Raw genomic sequence first — 18826 nt, 5'->3', positions numbered from 1 at the left:
GTCACCGGCCTGCCAGCGTCACCACCAGGTGGTGCAGCAGGCCGGTGTCGTATTCGCGGTCACCGGCCCGCAGCCCGGTGATCTCCCAGTCCAGCAGGTACGCGATCTCCTCGCCGCCGGCGGTGACACCGATCGGCAGCAGTTGATACCGGGTGCCCTCATACACCGGCTTACCAAGGGTGTCCGGCTCGTAGAGCGCCACCCGGCCGCCGAGTGGCTCGGTGCCGTAGTTCTCCAGCACCCACCGGTAGTCCTCCGGCATCTCGACGCCGGTCCGGTCGGTCACCTCGGCCCAGTCGACCGGGAACCACCCGAGCGGCGGCCCGGCCAGGTCGGCGAGGCGTACCGGCAGGTCCGCGCCGTAGAAGAAGGACACCTCCACGATCACCGGCAGGTCGTCGCCCTCGGACAGCACCGCGACCACCACCGCCCAGTGCCCGGCCCGCAGCCGCACCTTGACCGGGTGGTACTCGCGTTCGTCCCGGTCGAGCGGGCCGGCCGGCGGCAGGTCGAGCAGTTCGGCGAGCTCCTTCATCGCGGTCTCGATCGCGGCGAAGTCCGCCTCGGCGGGGAGCCCGTAGTGCGGCAGGTCGACCCGGATCCCGTCGTCGTCGACCCACGCCGACAGGTCCCCGGCGGTGAACCCCTCCCCGGCCGGCTCCCATCCGGCGGCGGCGAGGAGCGTGCGCAGCCCGTCGCGGCCCAGCGGGTCGGCCACCGGGGCGAGACACCGGGCCAGGTCGGCGACGAGTTCGGCGCGCTGCCTCATGCCGGTCACTCCTGTATCGGTAGGCAGGTGGTGGAGGTGCCGGCCACCCGGTCGAGCCGCCGGAACGCGGTGCCGTCGAGCTGGTACCGATAGGTGAGCCGCAGCTTGGGGCAGGCGGTCTCGCCGCCATGGGCCTGAATCATGATCACCCCGGACTGTACGGCCAGCGCGATCACCCAGGGCCGGTCGGTGGTGGCCACGTCGCCGAGCAGGGCCGTGCCGATCCGCCAGGGCCGCGCCGCCGGGGACTTGCCGTCGAAGACCTCGATCGTCGACGGGACGTACGGGGTGGCGGCGGCACAGGTGCGAGCGACCACGGCGTCGGCCACGTGGTCACCCGTCACGTCGCCGGTGGCCACCGTCTGGATCACCGGTTCCTGCTCGGTGTTCGCGCAGTCCAGGATGAAGTTGTCCCAGTCGGCGTCGGCGCCCAGCCCGGAGAGGGCGCCGGCGGGCTCCTCCGCTTCCGGCGGCTCGCTCGCCGGCGCGCTGAGAGAAGGGGTCGGGACGGTCGGCGCCGGCTCGTCCGGCGTACACCCGGTGATCAGCACGAATGTCAGTGCCACCGCCGTGCACAGGACAGCCTTCTTCGACAACTCGATCGCCCCCGTGTGTGATGTGATCACAAACTAGGGACGCGCACCCGCCGGTTCCAGAATCAGGCCGCTGGTCGGGACCCCGGTGCCGGCGGTGACCAGGACCGGGCCGTCGCCGGGCACCTGGTTGGCGGCGGTGCCGCGGACCTGCCGGACCGCCTCGGCGATGCCGTTCATGCCATGGATGTACGCCTCGCCCAACTGCCCGCCGTGCGGGTTCACCGGCAGCCGGCCGCCGAGCTCGATCCCGCCGTCGGCGATCAGGTGCCGCGCCTCGCCCGGGCCGCAGAAGCCGAGCTCTTCGAGCTGCAGGAGGACGTACGGGGTGAAATGGTCGTACAGCATCGCGGTCCGCACCTCCTCCGGCCGGTACCCGGACTGCGCCCAGATCTGCCCGCCGACCACCCCCATCTCCGGCAGCGCCGCCATCCGCGGCCGGTAGTAGCTGGTCATCACGAACTGTCCCGGCCCGCTGCCCTGCGCCGCCGCCGCGATCACCGCCGGTGGCCGGGCCAGGTCCCGCGCCCGCTGCGCCGACGTCACCACCACGGCGACCGCGCCGTCGCTCTCCTGGCAGCAGTCGAGCAGCCGCAGCGGCTCGGCGATCCACCGGGAGGCCCGGTGCTCGTCGAGGGTGATCGGCCGGCCGTGGAACCAGGCGTGCGGGTTGGTCGCCGCGTGCCGCCGGGCCGCGACCGAGACCCGGCCGAAGTCGTCGGTGCTCGCCCCGTACTCGTGCAGGTAGCGCCGGGCCACCATGGCGACCTGCGCGGCCGGGGTGGCCAGCCCCATCGGCACGTGCCAGGCGGCGTCGGCGTCCGGGGACGCGTGCGCCTGCCCGAACCGCCGGCCGGACCGCTCGTTGAGCGCCCGGTAGCAGACCACCACCCGGGCGATCCCGGCGGCGACCGCGAGGACGGCCTGCTGTACGACCGCGCAGGCCGCGCCACCGCCGTACCCGATCCGGGTCAGGAAGGTCAGCTCGCCGGCGCCTAGCTCCCGGGCGACCGCGATCTCGCTGTTGGCGTCCATGGTGAAGGTGACCAGGCCGTCCACGTCGGCGGGCCGCAGCCCGGCGTCGTCCAGGGCGGCACGGATCGCCTCGACGGCGAGCCGCAGTTCGCTGCGCCCGGAGTCCTTGGAGAACTCGGTGGCGCCGATCCCGGCGATCGCCGCGGTGCGGTTGATCACGGCGCCACCCGGACCAGGCCGGTGACGTGGGCGCCGGCGCCGGTCCGCCCGACCACCTCGATGCCGTGCGGCAGGACCTGCCCGGTGAAGGTGAGCGTGTCGTACGCGTAGCACGGCGTCCCGAGCCGGATGTCGATGCCGCGGATCCGGGTGCCCGGCGCCAGCGTGCCGGTGACGTACCGCTGCACCAGGCCGGTGGTGGTGAGGATGTTGAGGAAGATGTCCCGGCCGCCGAGGCGGACGGCGGCGTCCCGGTCGTGGTGCACGTTCTGGAAGTCGCGGGTGGCCAGGGCGGTGCTGACGATCAGGGTCGGGGTGACCTCGATCGTCCACGGCTCCAGGACCGGCACGTCCGGGCGCCACACCGGCAGGCCGTCGTCGAAGAACACCCGGACCTCGTCGCCGATCTCCGGGCGGGGGCCGCGGTACTCGCCGACCATGCGGACGCCTTCGGGCAGGTCGACGAGGGCGACGACGAACGGGGCGCGGCGGCCGGGGACGGGCGGATGGTGGTGGACGACGTGGCTGTGAATGGTTCCGGCGCCGCTCGCGACGTCGTACTCCTGCTTGAAGGAACCGCAGGCGGGGCAGGCCGGGCCGGGCGGGTGACGGGGCATGCGGCATTCGCCGCAGCGCTGGAAGCGCAGCTCACCGGCGGTGACCCCAGCCCAGAAGAACTCGTTGTCCGGGGTGATCGTGGGCCGCAGCTTCTCTTCGACCTCTGTCGCCAATGAACCCGGCCTATACCGCAATATGCGGAATGTCATCTCGGCGACCGGCTCGTCGCCCACCAGCCACGTGCTGACGGTCGTGATGAACCAGCCCTCACCGAGCGCGGTCCGCTTGGGTCCCACGACGGAGTCCAGACGGCTGCGCACCGAGACCTCCTCGCCCACGCGAAGATAGCGGTGGTAGGTCTGCCGCGAGTCCGTCGCCACCACCGCCACGAATCCCTCTTCATCCGAGATTTCGGACATCAGGTGGAGGGGGTCCGGGACAGGCGGACCGGACAGGCCCCGCATCGTCCACACCTGGATCATCGCGGGCGGCGCGAGGAGCTCCCGCTCATAGACGGGGTTCGCGTCCCCCATCGCCTCCAGCCACGTCCTGATCATCGGCAGGTTGACCGGATCGCGTCCCGCTCGCGCGGCCGTCTCCCCCGCCTCGCGCAGTCGCCGCGCCGTCTCCAGGATCATGGCCGTCACCTCGGCACTCTCGGCAGGCCGAGGCCCGCGCTCGCGATGATCTCCCGCTGGATCTCGTTGACCCCGCCGCCGAACGTCAGCACCAGATCCCGCCGCGCGTGCACGTCCAGCCATTCCAGCAGCCCGGCCGTCTCCGGATCACCCGGATCCCCGTGCCGCGCGACCAGTTCCGCCAGCTCCTGGCCGAGGCTCAGCAGCCGCTCGGACGCGAACACCTTGGTCGCGCTGGCGTCCGCCGGTCCCGGCTCCCCACCGGCGATCTGCCAGTTGAGCAGTTCGTTGACGCGATGGGCGGCGTGGGCCCGGGCCAGCGCGCGGCGGACGTCCGGATCCTCCAGAGCCCCCCGACGGTACGCCCAGGCGCGCACCCGGTCGTAGAGGGCGCCGATCCGCCCGGCCGGCCCGAGCATGACCCGTTCATGGTTCAGCTGGGTGGTGATCAGCCGCCAGCCGTCCCCCTCGCCGCCGACGCGGCGGTTCTCGGGAACGCGTACCCCGCTCAGGTAGACGCTGTTGACGTGATGCGTCCCGTCACAGGTGATGATCGGCGTCCACGAGTAGCCGGGATCGCTCGTGTCCACGATCAGGATCGAGAGACCCCGGTGCCGGGCCGCCGCCGGATCCGTCCGGCACGCCAGCCACAGGAAGTCCGCGTCGTGCGCGCCGGTGGTGAACGTCTTCTGCCCGTCGACCACGTACCCGTCGCCGTCGCGCACCGCCCGCGTCCGCAGCGCCGCCAGGTCGGTCCCCGCCTCCGGTTCGGTGTACCCGATCGCGAAGTGCAGCTCGCCGGCCAGGATCCGCGGCAGGAAGTAGCGCCGCTGCTCGGCGGTCCCGTGCCCGAGCAGCGTCGGCGCGACCGTCTGCAGGGTCACGGCCGGCAGCGGCACATCGGCGCGGGCCGCCTCGTCGACGAAGATCTGCTGCTCCGCCGCACCGAGCCCGCGCCCGCCGTACTCGGCCGGGAACCCCAGCCCGAGCCACCCGTCGCGCCCGAGCGTCGCGACCAGGTCCCGGAACGCCGTCCCGTGCCGTTCCCGCAGCAACACCCTCCGCTGCGCGGGGCTCACGACCGTGCCGAGGTACGCCCGGAGCTCGTCGCGCAGCCTCCGCTGATCCTCACTCGGTTCGATGCGCAAGGCGCTCTCCCAACAGGGCCAGCCGGTGGGCGCCGCCGCCGAGGAGGCGGACCATGTCCCGGATCAGCGTGGTGTGCCGGTGCAGCGGGTAGTCGATCGACAGGCCGAGCCCGCCGTGCAGGTGATGGCAGGTCCGCATCGCGGGCGGCGCCTCGGTGGCGAGCCACAGCGCGGCGACGTCGAGGTCGTCGTCGGCGGGCCGGCCGGCGCCGAGCCGCCAGGCCGCGGTGAGCGCCGCGAGGTGCAGGGTGCGGCTGGCCACGTACACGTCGGCGATCTGCTGGGCGACCGCCTGGAAGGTGGCGAGCGGCCGCCCGAACTGCCGCCGGGCCCGAACGTGCCCGGCGGTCAGGGCGAGGGCGCCGGCCAGTGCCCCGTCGCCGATCGCGCAGGCGCTCGCGACGACGTTGCGGTGCAGGTCGGCGTGGCAGGCGGCGCCACCGAGCCGGGTCGCCCGCGCCCGGTCGAACCGCAGGATCCCGCCGTCGGTGGTGACGCCCGGCTCCTGATCGAGGTCGACGACCACGACGCCCGGCCCGTCGACGGTGACCAGGATCCGGTCCGCCGCCGGGATGCCGGTCTTCACCCCGATGACCGTCCCGTCGGCGGTGAGGGCGGTGCGCGGCGCGGCCGGCAGTGGATCGCCGGGCTCGGCGATCGCCGCGCCGAGGGGCGGCCCGCCGCCGAGCAGCTCGTCCTGCTGCGCCCGGTGGCCCCAGCGGGCGACCGTCAGCACCCCGGCCGCGAGCATCGGCAGCGCGGGCACCTCGACGGCGCGCCGCCCGATCTCGGTGAGGACGAGCGCCGTCTCCAGCATCCCGAGGCCGGCGCCGCCGAGCCGCTCCGGGACCGCGAGGCTCAGCAGCCCGGCCTGCCCGAGCGCGGCCCACGCCTTCTCCGGATCGCCGGAGCTGCCGTCGAGCACCTCACCGGCGAGCCGGCTGATCGCCGTCTGTGCCTCGTCCGGATGAAAGTCCATGACGCTGATTAGAACACGTTCCAGTTTGACGGCACCACCGATGGGCGACACGACGATGCAACGCGCCGTTGCTAGGCTTGATTCACCGGCGAAAGGGCGACCATGGCGACAGCGAGAACGAGTACCACAAACCGCGGCGCCCTCGGCGGCGGCGAGGCGGAGCAGGGGTCGGCGGCGCAGCGCGATCGGCGGCGGCGCATCCTGGAGGCCACCCTGGCGCTGGCGTCCAAGGGCGGCTATGACGCGGTGCAGATGCGCACGGTCGCGGAGAAGGCCGGGGTCGCCCTGGGCACGCTCTACCGCTACTTCCCGTCGAAGATCCATCTACTGGTGTCGGCGCTCGCCTCCGAGTTCGAGTCCATCCAGGAGAAACTCGGCCGCAAACCCGTTCCGGGCGATACGCCGTACGATCGGATGCTCTACGTCCTGGGCCGGATGACCCGGGCGATGCAGCGGGAGCCGCTGCTCGCCGAGGCCATGACGCGGGCCTTCATGTTCGCCGACCCGTCGGCGTCGGCCGAGGTCAACGCGGTGGCCCGGCTGATGGAGGAGATGTTCACCCGCGCCATGCACTCCGGCGACGGCATCGAGCCGACCGCCGACGACCGGGCCAAGGCGCGGGTGATCGGGGACGTGTGGCTGTCCAACCTGGTGGCCTGGGTGACCCGCCGGGCCTCGGCGAACGACGTGGTCAACCACCTGGAGCTGGCCACCCGGCTGCTGCTGTCCCCCGGCTCACGCGACCAGTGAGGTCAGTTTCTCCAGGGCCTGCTTGGCGGCGGGCCCGGCCTGCTTCTCCAGCATGGCGGCCATCGGCCCGTTGAGCGCCGGCCCGGCGAACTCCATCTCGTAAGTGATCTTCGAGCCGGAGCCCTCCGGCTCGATGACGAACCGGTTCTTCGCCTTGACGCCCATCGGGCCGTCCCCGGCCATCTCCAGACGGTTCGGGGCGTCCGCGGTGACGACCCGCCAGTTCATCTCGGCGGGCATGCCCATCAACTTCACCTTCTGCTTGTACGTGGTGCCCGCCACCACCGTCGCCGGCACGTCACCGGTGAAGCCCTGGTGCATGCTGTTCCATTCGGGGGTCCGGGGCAGGTCCGTGACGACCTGCCACACCTTGTCGGGTTCGGCAGTCGCCGTGGCCGTGACACTCACCTTGGGCATGTCGGTGCTCCTAGCTATCCGGTGGCCGCGATGTCGAGGCCGGCCACGTGACCGAAGGTCATTGCTGGTCCGAGGGTCGAGCCGGCGCCCGCGTAGCTGTGGCCCATCACGGCCGCGCTCGCGTTGCCGGCGGCGTACAGGCCGGGGATCACCGAGCCGTCCGGGCGGACCACCCGGGCGCGGGCGTCGGTGAGCAGGCCGCCCTTGGTGCCCAGATCTCCGGGCACGATCCGGAACGCGTAGAACGGTGGCAGCCGGATCGGCGCGAGGCAGGGGCTCGGGGTGTTGGTGGGGTCCGCGAAGTACGCGTCGTAGACACTGTCCCCACGGTGGAAGTCCGGGTCCCGGCCGGCCCTGGCCTGCGCGTTGAACCGGTCGACGGTGCTCTTCAGCGCCGCCGCCGGCACGCCGGTCTTCGCGGCCAGCCCGGCCAGCGTCCAGTCCTTGACCAGCGCGCCCGAGGAGTACCAGTCGTCCGGGTAGGGCAGCAGCGGGGCCAGGTCCTTGAACAGGTAGCGGTTCCGGTAGTCCTGATCGGTGATCATCCAGCAGGGGATGTGGCCCTTGTCGTACATCACGTGCACGACGTCGCTGTACGGCGCGGCCTCGTTGACGAACCGCCTCCCGTCCCGGCCGACGAAGATGGTGCCGGGCAGGGTCCGCTCGGACAGGCAGAACCAGGGCTCGCCGGGCAGCGGGATCATCGGCCCCCACCAGGCGTCGTCCATCAGCGCGAGGGCGGCGCCGGCCCGCTCCCCCGCCTCGATGCCGTCGCCGGTGTTGGAGTCCGCGCCGATGGTCCAGTCGGTGCCGATCGGGTCGGCCTGGAACTGCTTGCGCATCCGCTCGTCGTGCTCGAAGCCGCCGCTGCCGATCACCACCGCCCGCCGCGCCCGGATCAGCGTCTCCGCGCCGTCGCGCCGGGCCACGACGCCGGCCACCCGGCCGTTCTCCACGTGCAGGTCGAGCAGCGGCGTGTCCAGCCAGACCGGCACCCCGGCCGCGATCAGCCCGGCGCGCAGCCCGCCGGCGAGCGCCTGCCCCATCGTCACCGGCTTCTGGCCCTGGGCGGCGAGCTGCAGGTACCGCCAGACGATCTCGGTGGCGGTGGCGACACCGCGCGGATGCCGGGCGATCAGCGACAGCCACTTGTAGTCGACGGTGTGGACCACGGTCCCGGGCGGGCTCGCCTGGTAGGGGCCGTTGAGGTGGGCCAGCTCGTCGCCGAGCACGTTCGCGTCGAGGGCCTGCGGCTCGATCGACCTGCCGTTCGGCATCCCGCCGGGCAGCTCCGGATAGTAGTCGGGATAGCCCTGCATCCAGGCGAACCGCAGCGGCGTCCACCGTTGCAGGAAGGCGATGGCGCGCGGCCCGGCGGTGAGGAAGGCGCGGCGGCGCTCGGCGGGGACCTCGGGCCCGACCACCGCGGCGAGGTAGGTGTCGGCCTTGTCGAAGGTGTCCGGCACCCCGGCGGCGAGGAGCACGTCGTTGTTCGGAACCCAGATCCCGGCCCCCGAACGAGCGGCCGATCCACCGTAGACGGACGCCTTCTCGATGAGAACCGTGTCCAGTCCGCTGCGCGCCGTCGTCAGTGCCGCCGTCATCCCGGCGGCGCCGGCACCGACCACGACCACGTCGTATTCCACGGTGATCGCCATGACCTCCCCATCCGACGGGTCGTTCACGCGTCCGCAATAACTAGAACAGGTTATAGCAGTGTGATGAGATTCACTAGGTGGGATGGCCTGCGGTATAGCAGCCTGTTGCTGTGAGCGATGTCGACAATGGGCGGCGGCTGCACGCCGTCGACGACGGGCTGCTGCGGCGGCGCGAGGCGATCGGCGAGCTGGGCGACGCGCTGCGCCTGCTGGTGGAGAACGCGACGGCCACCGAGGCGCCGACCGAGGAGCTGCTGCGGGCCGCCGAGCGGATCCGGCAGGCCGCCGCGCCGCTGGGGGAACGGGTCCGCACCCGGTTCGACAGCGCCACCGCCGACGACCTGATCGCCGGGGTTCGTCTCTACAACCCGGTCACCGGCGCCGGCAGCGCCCTCGCCCCGCCCGTGGAGATCCACCGGGAGGGCACGGTCGCGATCGGGACCTGCACGCTCGGGCTCGCGTTCGAGGGCCCGCCCAGCTACGCGCACGGTGGTGTCAGCGCGATGCTGCTCGACCAGATGCTCGGCTACGCGGTCACCCACTCCGGCAACCCCGGCATGACGGGGCGGTTGGAGACCACGTACCGCAGGCCGGTGCCGCTGCACACCCCGCTCCGGCTCACCGGCGAGGTGGTCGGGGTGGAGAACCGCCGGGTCACCGCCACCGGCACGATCGCCTGCGCCGACGAGCCCGGCCGGGTCCTGGTCGAGGCGACCGGCCTCTTCATCGCGCTCCGCGCCGAGCAGGCCCAGCGCCTCTTCGGGCCGGTCCTCAGCCGCCGTTACCAGGAGCCGCGTGCCGGCTGAGCAGCACCTCGGCCAGGCGGCGGGACCGCAGGAACTCGGCCGCGCCGCTCGTGTCCGCCGACAGCAACCCGGCCACCAGCGGCCAGTCGTCGACCTCGTGCCACACCGTGCCGCCGGCCGCCGCCGGGCCGATGCCGACCTGCCACGCGACGAGCGCCTCCTCGGGCGAGGCGTAGTAGCCGGAGACGCCCAGGCCCCACAGATACCAGCGGACCGGGCCGTCCGGCGTACCGAACGGCGCGCAGACGGCGAACCGCGTACCGGCGCGATCCCGGGTCCACAGTGCCGGCTCCTTGAGCAGCGGGTCCGGCGCGTCGAGGCCGGTCCGCGGCCGGAACCGGGCCGGCAGCACCCCGGCGACCACCATCCGTACCCGCTCGGCGGCCGCGTCGTCCTCCGGCAGCACCCCGGCGGCGTCGGCCAGCGCCTCGGCGAGATGCCGGGGGGCCACCTCGTCCGGGACCTCGCCGAGCCGGGCGCACAGCTCGTCCTCCAGCGCGATCCCGGTCCTCGGGGACGCCAGCAGGGCCCCGATCACCCGCCCCGCGTGCGGGCGGGCCTCCTCGGTCCGCCGGGCGTCGCCCGCCGTCCAGCCGGCGAGCATCTCCCGCACCTCGTTGGCCGCCCGCACCCTCCTGACGTGCTCGCGGCGGCGGTCCGCCTTGACCGCCGCCGCCGACCTCTGGACCTTCTTCCGCTTCCGTGACACCGGCACGGCCCGAGGATATGCAGCGATCCGGCGGATCGGCGCGCCGCCGTCACCCACACGGGCGATCAACAGCGGTCGGGCCGCCAGCCGTCGGCTCCGCGCAGGAACGCCCCGATCGTGTACTCGGCGGCCTGCTCCCGGGTCAGCTGCGGACGGTTCTCCGACCTGAGCGCGCCGGGCCCGGTGTTGCGGTACTCGAAGAAGCGGGCGTCCTCCCACGGCCAGGTGCCGAAGTCGCTCCACGCCACGTCCGGGATGTGCGCGCCGATCCACGACTCCCGGATGATCGTCTGGCCGATCGCGTTCGGGTCGTTGCTCGGGTGCCACGGACGGCCCAGGAAGACGGTCCCGGCCGGGGCGTCCGAGGTGAACCGGCAGTGGGCGAAGAGCAACCCGTACGGGTTGGTGATGTCGGTGCTCGGAGCGGTGACGTACCCGTTCGGGGTGCTGCCCCGGTTGAGCGAATGGATCCGGCACCTGTCGAACACCGCGGTGGCCCGGCCGAAGATGAAGTCGACGTCGCCCTCCACGTAGCAGTCGCGCAGGTAGACCCGGTTGACCACGCCGGCGGCGGTGCTGTTCACGTACAGGGTGTCCTGGTTGCCGAGGAACCGCACCCGGTCGAAGACGAGACGGTCGGCCCGGGTCAGCACGGCCACCGCCTGCCGGTTGGTGATCTCCGGGTGGGCGGCCTCGTCGAAGAGGTTCGCCAGGGTCAGATTCACCGCCCGGAAGTCGGCGCCGCTCACCGTGACCGAGGCGCTGCCGGAGGTGCCCCAGGGCGTGCCGTCCGGCTTGAGGGTGCCGTTGGCCCGGTCGTCGGCGATCACCACGTGCTCCGGGCGGCGGCCGAGGCCGCGCAGCTCGAGGAACGGCTTGGTGGCGGGCACGATGACCTGGCCGGAGTAGGTGCCGGGCTGGACCCCGATGACGTACGGGGTGGTGCTGCCGGCCGGCGCGGCGTCGATCGCCGCCTGGATCCCGGTGTGGTCACCGCTGCCGTCGGCCGCCACGATCAGGTCCGGCTTCTTCGCTCGCGCCGAAGCCGACGCGGGCCCCGGCAGCACGCCGGTCGCCACGATCCCGAGTCCGGAGGACATGCCGAGGAAGGTACGCCGACGCATACCACGCTCCTTGATAGGGGATTACGCTCGGGGAAAGCGCTTTCCTCGGAACGTTAGGCGTCTCATCGCGGAACGTCAATGACCTTCGCCCCTCCACCGCGGCCCACCCTCCACAGTGACTCGTGTGGCTACAGTCCGACGGGAGTGCGCCGACGACGGCGCAGCGATCGACAGGGGAACCCTCGATGCCCGAGCCGATGTCCCGCCGTACGCTTCTGCGCACCGTGGCGGGTGGCGCCGCCGCGGTCGCCACCGGCGCGGCGGCGACCGCGACACCAGCCCACGCCGCCGGATCACGGGTGCCCGGCGCGGTCCGGGAGCTGGAAGAGAAGATCAAGAGCGCGATGGCGGCGTACGGGATTCCCGGCGTCTCCTACGGCCTCCGCTACCGGGGCCGCGATTACCTGGGCGGGTTCGGCGTCACCGACGTGTCCGCGCCGCAGGCCGTCACCGGCGAGACCGCCTTCCGAATCGCGTCGACCACCAAGCCCTTCACCGGTACGGCGGTGATGCGCCTGGCCGAACGCGGCCGGATCGACCTCGACGCCCCGGTGCGCCGCTACCTGCCGGACTTCCGCACCAGCGACGAGGCCGCATCCCGGCGCGTCACCGTGCGGCACCTGCTCAACCACAGCGCCGGCTGGCTCGGCGACGTCTTCCTCGACACCGGCGACGGCGACGACGCCCTGGCGCGGTACGTCGCCGCGATGGCCACGGTCCCCCAGCTCACCGCCCCGGGCACGGTGTTCTCCTACAACAACGCGGCCTTCGCCGTCGCCGGCCGGGTGATCGAGGTCGTCACCGGCAAGAGCTACGAGCAGGCGGTCCGCGACCTGATCCTCGGCCCGCTGCGGCTCAGCCAGACCGCGTTCCGGACATCCGAGCTCCCCGGGGTACGGATCGCGTCCGGCCACGACTACGACGGCGCGCCCGGCGAGGTGCCGCTGCCGCGCAGCATCAACGCGGTCGGCGGCCTCTACTCCACCGCCCGTGACCAGCTGCGCTGGGCCCGCTACCACCTGGGCGACGGCAGCCCGCTGCTCACCCGGCGGTCGCTGCGAGCCATGCGCTGGCGGCCCGGCCCCGGCGGAACCCTCTTCGTCGAACTCGACGGCGCCGGCGTGAGCTGGATGCTGCGACCGACCGCCGAGGGCCCGCGGGTAGTGCAGCACGGCGGCGACTGGCCCGGCCACCACTCCGGTTTCCTGTTCGTACCGGAACGCGACTTCGCGCTGACCGTGCTCACCAACGCGGAGAGCGGCCCGCTCCTGACCGCCGAACTGTTCTCCAGCGACTGGGCGCTCAGCCGCTTCGCCGGCCTGCACAACCTGCCGGCCCGCCCGCAGGTGCTGTCCCCGGCCCAGCTCGCGCCCTACGAGGGCCGCTACGTCGCCGACCAGATCGGCTTCGGCGGCGAACGAGCCACCCTGGCGTACGAGCTGGCCGGTGCCGACGGGCGGCTGATCCTGTCGTACGAGGGCCAGAACGTGGCGGTCCTGCCGTTCTACCGCAAGGACTACGCGCTGGTCTGGGGCCCCGACGGCTCCGACGCCCACAGCCGCGCCGACTTCGTCCGCAATCCGGACGGCACGGTCGGCTGGCTGCGCCTCGGCGGCCGCCTCTACCGCCGCACCCCGTCCGCACCGACGGCCCTGCGCACCACGTCCACCCCGCCGCGCCTCCTCCCGGTGACGCTCCCGTACCCCGCCGTCTCCTGACCCCTGCTCGCCGGGACGGTTCCGCGGGTGTCCCCCGCCGGCGCCGTCCCGGCCTGGCCCGGTCCGGTCCGCCGAGGTAGTCGCCGCAGGCGCCGCCCGTGTCACGCTTGGCCTCAGCGATGTCACCGACCGCGATGTCACCGAGGTCGCAGCGAGACGCCGACGTGACCGGAGGACGGACATGGGCGGAAAATGTGCACTGGCGCTGATCGCCGCGGCGGCCGGAATAGCCGCCGCAGTCGGCTGGGCGGTCGCCACCGCCACCTCGGGACCCGCCGATGCGCCGGGTGGCGGCGTCGGACCCGACCGCAGCGCACAGGACAGCGCCAGTTACTGGACCGACGAACGGATCCGCAGCGCTGAACCGACGTGAACCGGCCGGCAGCGACGGCTCCGCGTCGCTGCCGGCCGCTTCCTCAGCGCACCGACACGTTGCGGTAGACGTTGATCGCCCCGCTGGCGTGCCCCGCCGCGTACAGGCTGTCGTTTCGGGCCGTGGGGCCGGGCCCCGCCCGAGTATGTGATCAACAATCCGGACGCCGGTCCGATCGCCCCGCCCGGCAGGCAGGGCGCGGCCCGCCACGCCCGAGAGGGCCGGGCTCGCCGGCGACCAGGGGCCGGGGTTACGGCCGAGCCGCGGCACCGGGGCGGGAGACGGTCAGGAGTCGTGGGGTTCGGGGGCCGAGGGCGGGGTGGTCGGCGGGGCGGCGGGGTAGCGGCGGAGGCGGCGGCGTTCCTCGAGTTGCCGCCAGCGGTTGTAGACGAGGACGGCGGCCTCGACGGGTTCGGGGGCGCGGCCGGCGTGCCACTGGCGGGGGAGGTAGGACTCGGCGCCGAGCCAGAGGAGTTCGCTCATCGGGACGGTGCCGCCGTGCATGCGCATCAGTTCCTCGGCGACCTGGACGGCATGATCACTGCGGCGCCACATTTCGAGGGCCGAGCTGCCGTTCAGCAACTCTTCGTGGTCGTCAGGATGCAGTTCCATGTGCGGGCGAACCCTTCGATGCGGCAACGAAATACCAGGTGAAGGCAATACTGTTGCCGGTGTCCGGCGGGACTGTCAAGCGTGATCACCGAGACCTGACAACACGTAGTGTAATGACGGCCGTTTCGGCTAGCGTGATCGAGCGGCGGGGCGGAACGTAGGGCGACCACCGAATACGGCGGGCGTGATCGAGCGACGGGACAGAACGCGGGGTGACCCCCGCATTCGGCCCGGTGGCCGCGGGGATGCCGTGAGTGGGCAACACCTCGCGTGGCCGTGGCGGGGCGGGCGGGGTCCGGCGGGGACGGGATGGCCCGTACCAAGTCTGCGGGGTTGACGTTGACAATGATGAATTGAGCGAGGCAGATTGGGAGCGCTCCCACCCACTCCATCCCCCAGGAGAGAGAAATGACCATCCCCAGAAGACGGCGAACGTGGCTGGCCGGCCTCGTCGCTGCGGTCTGTGCCGGAGTCACGGCGCTGTTCGTGGCGGGGCCGGCCCAGGCGGCGACCGGGTTCACCGTGTCCGGCACGCAGATCCTCGAGGGCAACGGCACGCCGTTCGTGATGCGCGGGGTGAACCACGCGCACACCTGGTACGCGAGCCAGCTCGGCTCTCTCGCGCACATCAAGGCGCTCGGCGCGAACACCGTCCGCGTGGTACTGAGCAGCGGGAACCGATGGACCAGGAACGACGCGGCCGACGTGTCGAACGTGATCGCGCAGTGCAAGGCGAACCGGCTGATCTGCGTGCTGGAGGTGCACGACACCACCGGGTACGGCGACGAGGGCGCCGCGGCGACGCTGGCCCAGGCCGTCGATTACTGGATCTCGATCAAGAACGCCTTGGACGGCCAGGAGAACTACGTCATTCTGAACATCGGCAACGAGCCGTACGGCAACACCAACCCGTCCGGCTGGGTGACCGACACGAAGAACGCGATCACCCGCCTGCGGGCCGCCGGGTTCGCGCACCAGATCATGGTGGACGCGCCGAACTGGGGCCAGGACTGGTCGTTCACCATGCGTGACAACGCGGCCTCGGTTTTCGCCGCCGACCCGAACCGCAACGTCGTCTTCTCGGTGCACATGTACGGCGTGTTCGACACCGCCGCGGAGATCACCGACTACCTGAACCGGTTCCGGACCGCGGGGCTGCCGCTGGTGGTCGGGGAGTTCGGGCACAACCACTCCGACGGCGACCCGGACGAGGACACCATCCTGGCGACCGCGCAGCAGCTCGGCGTGGGTTACCTGGGCTGGTCGTGGAGCGGCAACGGCGGCGGCGTCGAGTACCTGGACATGGTCACCTCCTTCAACCCGGCGCAGCTGACGCCGTGGGGCCAGCGGCTGTTCAACGGGGCGAACGGGATCAAGGCGACCGCGAAGGAGGCGACCATCTTCGGGGGTGTCACGCCGAGCGAGCCCACCTCGCCCTCGCCGTCCACCAGCACGCCGCCCGTTCCCACCGGCGCCTGCACCGCGACGTACACGGCGACGAACTCCTGGCAGGGCGGGTTCCAGGGCGACGTCACCGTCAAGGCGGGCGACGCGGCGATCAACGGCTGGACCGTGAGCTGGACCTGGCCGAACGGGCAGCGGTTCACCAACACCTGGAACGCCACGGTGAGCACCGCCGGGAACGTCGTCACCGCCAGTAACGTCGCCTACAACGGCAAGCTGGCCGCCGGCGCCTCGGCCAGTTGGGGCTTCACCGCCTCCTGGACCGGTTCCAACACCGCTCCGGCGACGGTGAGCTGCACCGCCTCCTGAGACCGGGCCGGGCCGCCGGGGCCACCCGGTGGCCCGGCCGGTTTCCTCAACCACCGCCCACGGAAGCCGATGAAGTCAGAGTGATCGGGAACGGATCGATACGACAGGACCCGGTGCTGGCGGTCGCCACGGCGTGGACCCTGCTCGGCACCGCCCTGCTGTTCCTGGTCGACAGCGCCGATGCCCGGGTGAACGTGTTCTGGGCGTTCCAGCCGGCCCTCGACGCGCTGCTCGCCTACTCGGCGTGGCGGGTCTCGCGGATCGCCGTCGGGGCGATCCGCCGGTTCTGGCGGATGCTCGCCGTCGCTGGGAGCCTGTTCACCCTGGGTGACACCGTTCAGGCGCTCGTCTCGCTCTGGCAGCCGAACCAGACGTCGACCGTGGGCGGCACGATCCAGTCGACGTGCTTCGCTCTCGGGCTCGGGCTGATCGTGGTGGCGATGCTGATCCATCCGCATTCCGGCCGCAGCGGGCGGGAACGGGTCGCCTTCTGGCTGGACTCGGCGACCGTTCTGGTCGGCGGGGCCACGGTGGCCTGGTGCTTCGTCATCGACCCGAAGGACAATCCGGCCGGCGCGCTGGCCGGCGCGGCGGTCGTGCTGACCTCGGCGTTCGCCGCGGTGAAGATGATCCTCAGCGGCAACGCGCCGATGCACCGGACCGCCGCCATCCCGATGATCATGGCGGCGGTGGTCAACGCGGTCGGCCTGTTCGCCGCGCCCGGCGAAGATCAGAACCTTCCGGCGTACGTCTACGCGATCCGCTTCGTGCCCTCCCTGCTGATCGCCATGGGACCCCGGTTCCAGGAGGTCATCGCCCGCTTCGACGAGACGGCCTTCGGCACACGGCGGCGAAAACCCTACAGCCTGCTGCCGTACGGGTCGATCGTGCTGGTCTTCTTCACCATGACGTACATCCTGCCGAAACACGACGACGCCGGACGCCTGTGGGGCTCGGTCGGCGGGCTCGGCGTGATCGTCGCGCTCGTGGTGGCCCGGCAACTGCTCGCCTTCCACGACAACCAGCGGCTCATCGCCCAGCTCCGCGAACACGAGGTCCGGCTGCGGCGGCAGGCGCTCTTCGACGACCTCACCGGGCTGGCGAACCGTACCCACTTCCGGGAGGAACTCGGTGCCGCCCTCGACACCGCCGAACCCGGAACCGTGTCCCTGCTGCTCGTCGACCTGGACGGCTTCAAAGCGGTGAACGACACCCTCGGCCACGCCGCCGGCGACCTGCTGCTCGCCGGGGTGGCCGAGAAACTGCGCACGTCGGTACGGGCCGGGGACATGCCGGCCCGTCTCGGCGGCGACGAGTTCGCGGTGCTGCTGCACGACTGCGACGCCCAGGACGCCGAACGCACCGCCCAGCGCATCCTCCAGTCGTTGACCGTACCGATCCCGATCGACGGCGCCCCGATCCTGGCGAACGCCAGCATCGGGGTGGCCTGCTCGGAACCCGGCGACGACACCCGGTCCCTGCTGCACGCGGCGGACACCGCGATGTACGCGGCCAAGCACCGCGGCAAGGGCACCTACATGTGTTACGACCCGACGATGCTCCCGGCCGCCTCCTGACCGCCTCCCCGGCAGTGCCCAGCGGTCCGTCTCCCCGGCGGCGCCCAGTGGCCCGGAGGTGGGGTCAGAGGCGGCGCAGGACGCAGACGACCTTGCCCAGGATGACCGCGTCGTCCGCGGGGATGGGCTGGTAGGCGGGGTTGCGCGGGATCAGCTCGGCATGGCCGTCCCGGTGCCGGAAGACCTTGACCGTGGCCTCGTTGTCGATCATGGCGGCGACGATCTCACCGTTCTCCGCGACGGGCTGCCGGCGGACCACCACCACGTCACCGTCGCAGATCGCGGCCTCGATCATCGAGTCGCCCTTGACGTTGAGCGCGAAGAGCGTGCCGCCGCCGACCATCGCCGCCGACACGGTCACGTGATCCTCGACGTGCTCCTCGGCGAGGATCGGCGCGCCGGCCGCGATCGCGCCGAGCAGCGGGATCGTGACGATGCGGTCGAGACCCGGAACGCCTGCCGCCTCCCCCGCCGGCGCGCCTGACGTGTCCGGGTCCACCTCCGCGGCGGCGCCGTGAGGGCGCCCGGAGGCCGGCTTGCAGAGCTCGACCGCCCGAGAGTTGCCGGGCTGACGCCGGATCAGGCCGTGCTTCTCCAACACGCCGAGCTGATAGGAAACGGACGACGGCGAGACCAGACCGACGGCCGCGCCGATCTCCCGAACCGTCGGCGGGAATCCCCGCTCCCGGACCCACTGCTCGATCACCGCGAGAATGCGCAGCTGACGGGCGGTGAGAGGCGGGCGGGCATCTGCACCGCTGTCGATGCTCATGGCCCGCACCCTACCCCATGATTAGATCAGATGTACGAATCGTGACCGGAAACCGCACTTTCGGGTGACGTCGGCCCCGGCCCGTCGCCCGATGCCCGCCCGGCCGGGACTGGCCAAGATCATCCGATGCCGACCATCTGGGAGTACGCGGACCAGGTCGCGGCGGGTGACACCGGCTTCTGGCAGGCCGCCACCCGGCGCACCGCCGTCCTTCTCGCACCGACCCATCCGGTGATCAGCCTGCCCCGGCGGGTACCGGTCCATCAGGTGCTGGTGCAGACCACCGCCCTGGTGATCTACGGACGGACCCGGAGCATGCCGATCCCCGGCCACGTCGTCTCCGCCCCCGAACTGGCCGCCTGGGTCACCGAGCACGCCCTCCCCGGCCCGGAGTCCGCACCCGGCAACATCGCCGCCGCCGTACGTCACCTGCTCGACAGCGTCGCCGCCATGCTCCGCACCGCCGGCCACCGGATCCCCGAGCCGGGACCCCGCGCCCTCGGCCGGCACTCCCGCGACCCGGTGGTCCAGCAGTGGCACGACCTGGCCGATGTCGACGACGGTTTCCCCGGGCCGCTGCTCTGCCTCGGCGTGGCCGCCATGGCCGACACCTTCGGTCCCACCATCGTCTGACACCACCCGGTCCGCACACCGCCCC

Annotated in this window: 19 protein-coding genes and 1 pseudogene; 7 read left to right on the top strand and 13 right to left on the bottom strand. The window is 72.2% G+C overall.

What is annotated here, in order from left to right; translation table 11 throughout:
* Window position 1: 1 nt before the first annotated feature.
* The 7 genes and pseudogenes from Aut01nite_RS13575 to Aut01nite_RS13550 form a co-directional block, all read right to left on the bottom strand.
* Complete coding sequence (locus tag Aut01nite_RS13575) at window positions 2-769, bottom strand: hypothetical protein (RefSeq protein WP_152628736.1); 768 nt, start codon at window positions 767-769, stop codon at window positions 2-4.
* Window positions 770-774: 5 nt separating this feature from the next.
* Window positions 775-1335 (bottom strand): hypothetical protein, encoded by a 561-nt coding sequence (locus Aut01nite_RS13570; RefSeq protein ID WP_152628737.1) that lies wholly within the window; start codon window positions 1333-1335, stop codon window positions 775-777.
* A 63-nt stretch (window positions 1336-1398) separates the two neighbouring features.
* Entirely contained in the window at window positions 1399-2556 is a 1158-nt protein-coding gene (locus Aut01nite_RS13565; RefSeq protein WP_043525627.1) for a lipid-transfer protein, read from the bottom strand.
* Window positions 2553-2921 carry a hotdog family protein gene (locus Aut01nite_RS43425; protein WP_275409692.1) on the bottom strand — a complete coding sequence of 123 codons (369 nt, stop codon included), beginning with the start codon at window positions 2919-2921 and terminating at the stop codon, window positions 2553-2555. The genes Aut01nite_RS13565 and Aut01nite_RS43425 overlap by 4 nt, the downstream gene beginning before the upstream one ends.
* Window positions 2913-3752 (bottom strand): annotated as a pseudogene (locus Aut01nite_RS43420) (bifunctional MaoC family dehydratase N-terminal/OB-fold nucleic acid binding domain-containing protein); the annotation flags it as partial. The pseudogene Aut01nite_RS43420 and the gene Aut01nite_RS43425, both read right to left, overlap by 9 nt.
* A gap of 5 nt (window positions 3753-3757) precedes the next feature.
* A complete protein-coding gene (locus Aut01nite_RS13555; protein ID WP_043525628.1) occupies window positions 3758-4900 on the bottom strand; it encodes an acyl-CoA dehydrogenase family protein in 1143 nt (380 codons plus the stop codon).
* The gene (locus Aut01nite_RS13550) at window positions 4881-5879 is read right to left on the bottom strand and encodes an acyl-CoA dehydrogenase family protein (RefSeq protein WP_043525629.1); all 999 of its coding nucleotides are present in this window, start codon (window positions 5877-5879) and stop codon (window positions 4881-4883) included. Before Aut01nite_RS13550 ends, Aut01nite_RS13555 begins: the two co-directional genes overlap by 20 nt.
* A 102-nt stretch (window positions 5880-5981) precedes the next feature.
* On the opposite strand from Aut01nite_RS13550, the gene kstR reads away from it, so the two are divergent.
* Window positions 5982-6629 carry a cholesterol catabolism transcriptional regulator KstR gene (gene kstR / locus Aut01nite_RS13545; RefSeq protein ID WP_043525630.1) on the top strand — a complete coding sequence of 216 codons (648 nt, stop codon included), beginning with the start codon at window positions 5982-5984 and terminating at the stop codon, window positions 6627-6629.
* On the opposite strand, the gene Aut01nite_RS13540 is transcribed toward kstR, so the two are convergent.
* Both Aut01nite_RS13540 and kstD read right to left on the bottom strand, forming a co-directional pair.
* Window positions 6615-7046 carry a type II toxin-antitoxin system Rv0910 family toxin gene (locus Aut01nite_RS13540; RefSeq protein WP_043525631.1) on the bottom strand — a complete coding sequence of 144 codons (432 nt, stop codon included), beginning with the start codon at window positions 7044-7046 and terminating at the stop codon, window positions 6615-6617. The two genes, kstR and Aut01nite_RS13540, sit on opposite strands and share 15 nt — an antisense overlap.
* 14 nt (window positions 7047-7060) lie before the next feature.
* Window positions 7061-8704, bottom strand: coding sequence for a 3-oxosteroid 1-dehydrogenase (gene kstD, locus Aut01nite_RS13535; RefSeq protein WP_043525632.1), 1644 nt, complete (start codon window positions 8702-8704; stop codon window positions 7061-7063).
* Between the two features lie 110 nt (window positions 8705-8814).
* Between kstD and Aut01nite_RS13530 the strand changes: the two genes are divergently transcribed.
* Window positions 8815-9510: a PaaI family thioesterase gene (locus tag Aut01nite_RS13530; RefSeq protein WP_152628738.1), complete on the top strand. Its 696-nt coding sequence runs from the start codon at window positions 8815-8817 to the stop codon at window positions 9508-9510.
* Here Aut01nite_RS13530 and Aut01nite_RS13525 read toward each other — a convergent pair.
* Together Aut01nite_RS13525 and Aut01nite_RS13520 are read right to left on the bottom strand one after the other, a co-directional pair.
* Complete coding sequence (locus Aut01nite_RS13525; protein ID WP_152628739.1) at window positions 9476-10225, bottom strand: hypothetical protein; 750 nt, start codon at window positions 10223-10225, stop codon at window positions 9476-9478. The two genes, Aut01nite_RS13530 and Aut01nite_RS13525, sit on opposite strands and share 35 nt — an antisense overlap.
* A 59-nt stretch (window positions 10226-10284) precedes the next feature.
* The gene (locus Aut01nite_RS13520; protein WP_043525634.1) at window positions 10285-11343 is read right to left on the bottom strand and encodes a pectinesterase family protein; all 1059 of its coding nucleotides are present in this window, start codon (window positions 11341-11343) and stop codon (window positions 10285-10287) included.
* 185 nt (window positions 11344-11528) lie between these two features.
* Here Aut01nite_RS13520 and Aut01nite_RS13515 point away from each other — a divergent pair, with 185 nt between their 5' ends.
* Both Aut01nite_RS13515 and Aut01nite_RS13510 read left to right on the top strand, forming a co-directional pair.
* Entirely contained in the window at window positions 11529-13061 is a 1533-nt protein-coding gene (locus Aut01nite_RS13515; protein ID WP_043525635.1) for a serine hydrolase domain-containing protein, read from the top strand.
* Between the two features lie 181 nt (window positions 13062-13242).
* Window positions 13243-13434, top strand: a complete 192-nt coding sequence (locus Aut01nite_RS13510; protein ID WP_043525636.1) for a hypothetical protein — start codon at window positions 13243-13245, stop codon at window positions 13432-13434.
* 285 nt (window positions 13435-13719) lie between these two features.
* Here the strand turns inward: Aut01nite_RS13510 and Aut01nite_RS13505 are convergent, their stop codons facing one another.
* The gene (locus Aut01nite_RS13505) at window positions 13720-14046 is read right to left on the bottom strand and encodes a hypothetical protein (protein ID WP_052163799.1); all 327 of its coding nucleotides are present in this window, start codon (window positions 14044-14046) and stop codon (window positions 13720-13722) included.
* 408 nt (window positions 14047-14454) lie between these two features.
* Here Aut01nite_RS13505 and Aut01nite_RS13500 point away from each other — a divergent pair, with 408 nt between their 5' ends.
* Window positions 14455-15819, top strand: a complete 1365-nt coding sequence (locus tag Aut01nite_RS13500) for a cellulase family glycosylhydrolase (protein ID WP_043525637.1) — start codon at window positions 14455-14457, stop codon at window positions 15817-15819.
* A gap of 80 nt (window positions 15820-15899) precedes the next feature.
* On the top strand, window positions 15900-17396 hold the full coding sequence (locus Aut01nite_RS13495) for a GGDEF domain-containing protein (RefSeq protein WP_236642732.1): 1497 nt from the start codon (window positions 15900-15902) through the stop codon (window positions 17394-17396).
* A gap of 64 nt (window positions 17397-17460) precedes the next feature.
* Here Aut01nite_RS13495 and lexA read toward each other — a convergent pair whose 3' ends face one another.
* Entirely contained in the window at window positions 17461-18168 is a 708-nt protein-coding gene (lexA, locus tag Aut01nite_RS13490; RefSeq protein ID WP_043525687.1) for a transcriptional repressor LexA, read from the bottom strand.
* A gap of 126 nt (window positions 18169-18294) precedes the next feature.
* On the opposite strand from lexA, the gene Aut01nite_RS13485 reads away from it, so the two are divergent.
* Window positions 18295-18801, top strand: a complete 507-nt coding sequence (locus Aut01nite_RS13485; RefSeq protein WP_043525638.1) for a hypothetical protein — start codon at window positions 18295-18297, stop codon at window positions 18799-18801.
* Window positions 18802-18826: the final 25 nt, after the last annotated feature.

Source organism: Actinoplanes utahensis (genome assembly GCF_016862455.1).
Taxonomy (GTDB): Bacteria; Actinomycetota; Actinomycetes; order Mycobacteriales; family Micromonosporaceae; genus Actinoplanes; species Actinoplanes utahensis.
This window is presented reverse-complemented; position numbering and strand designations above follow the sequence as displayed.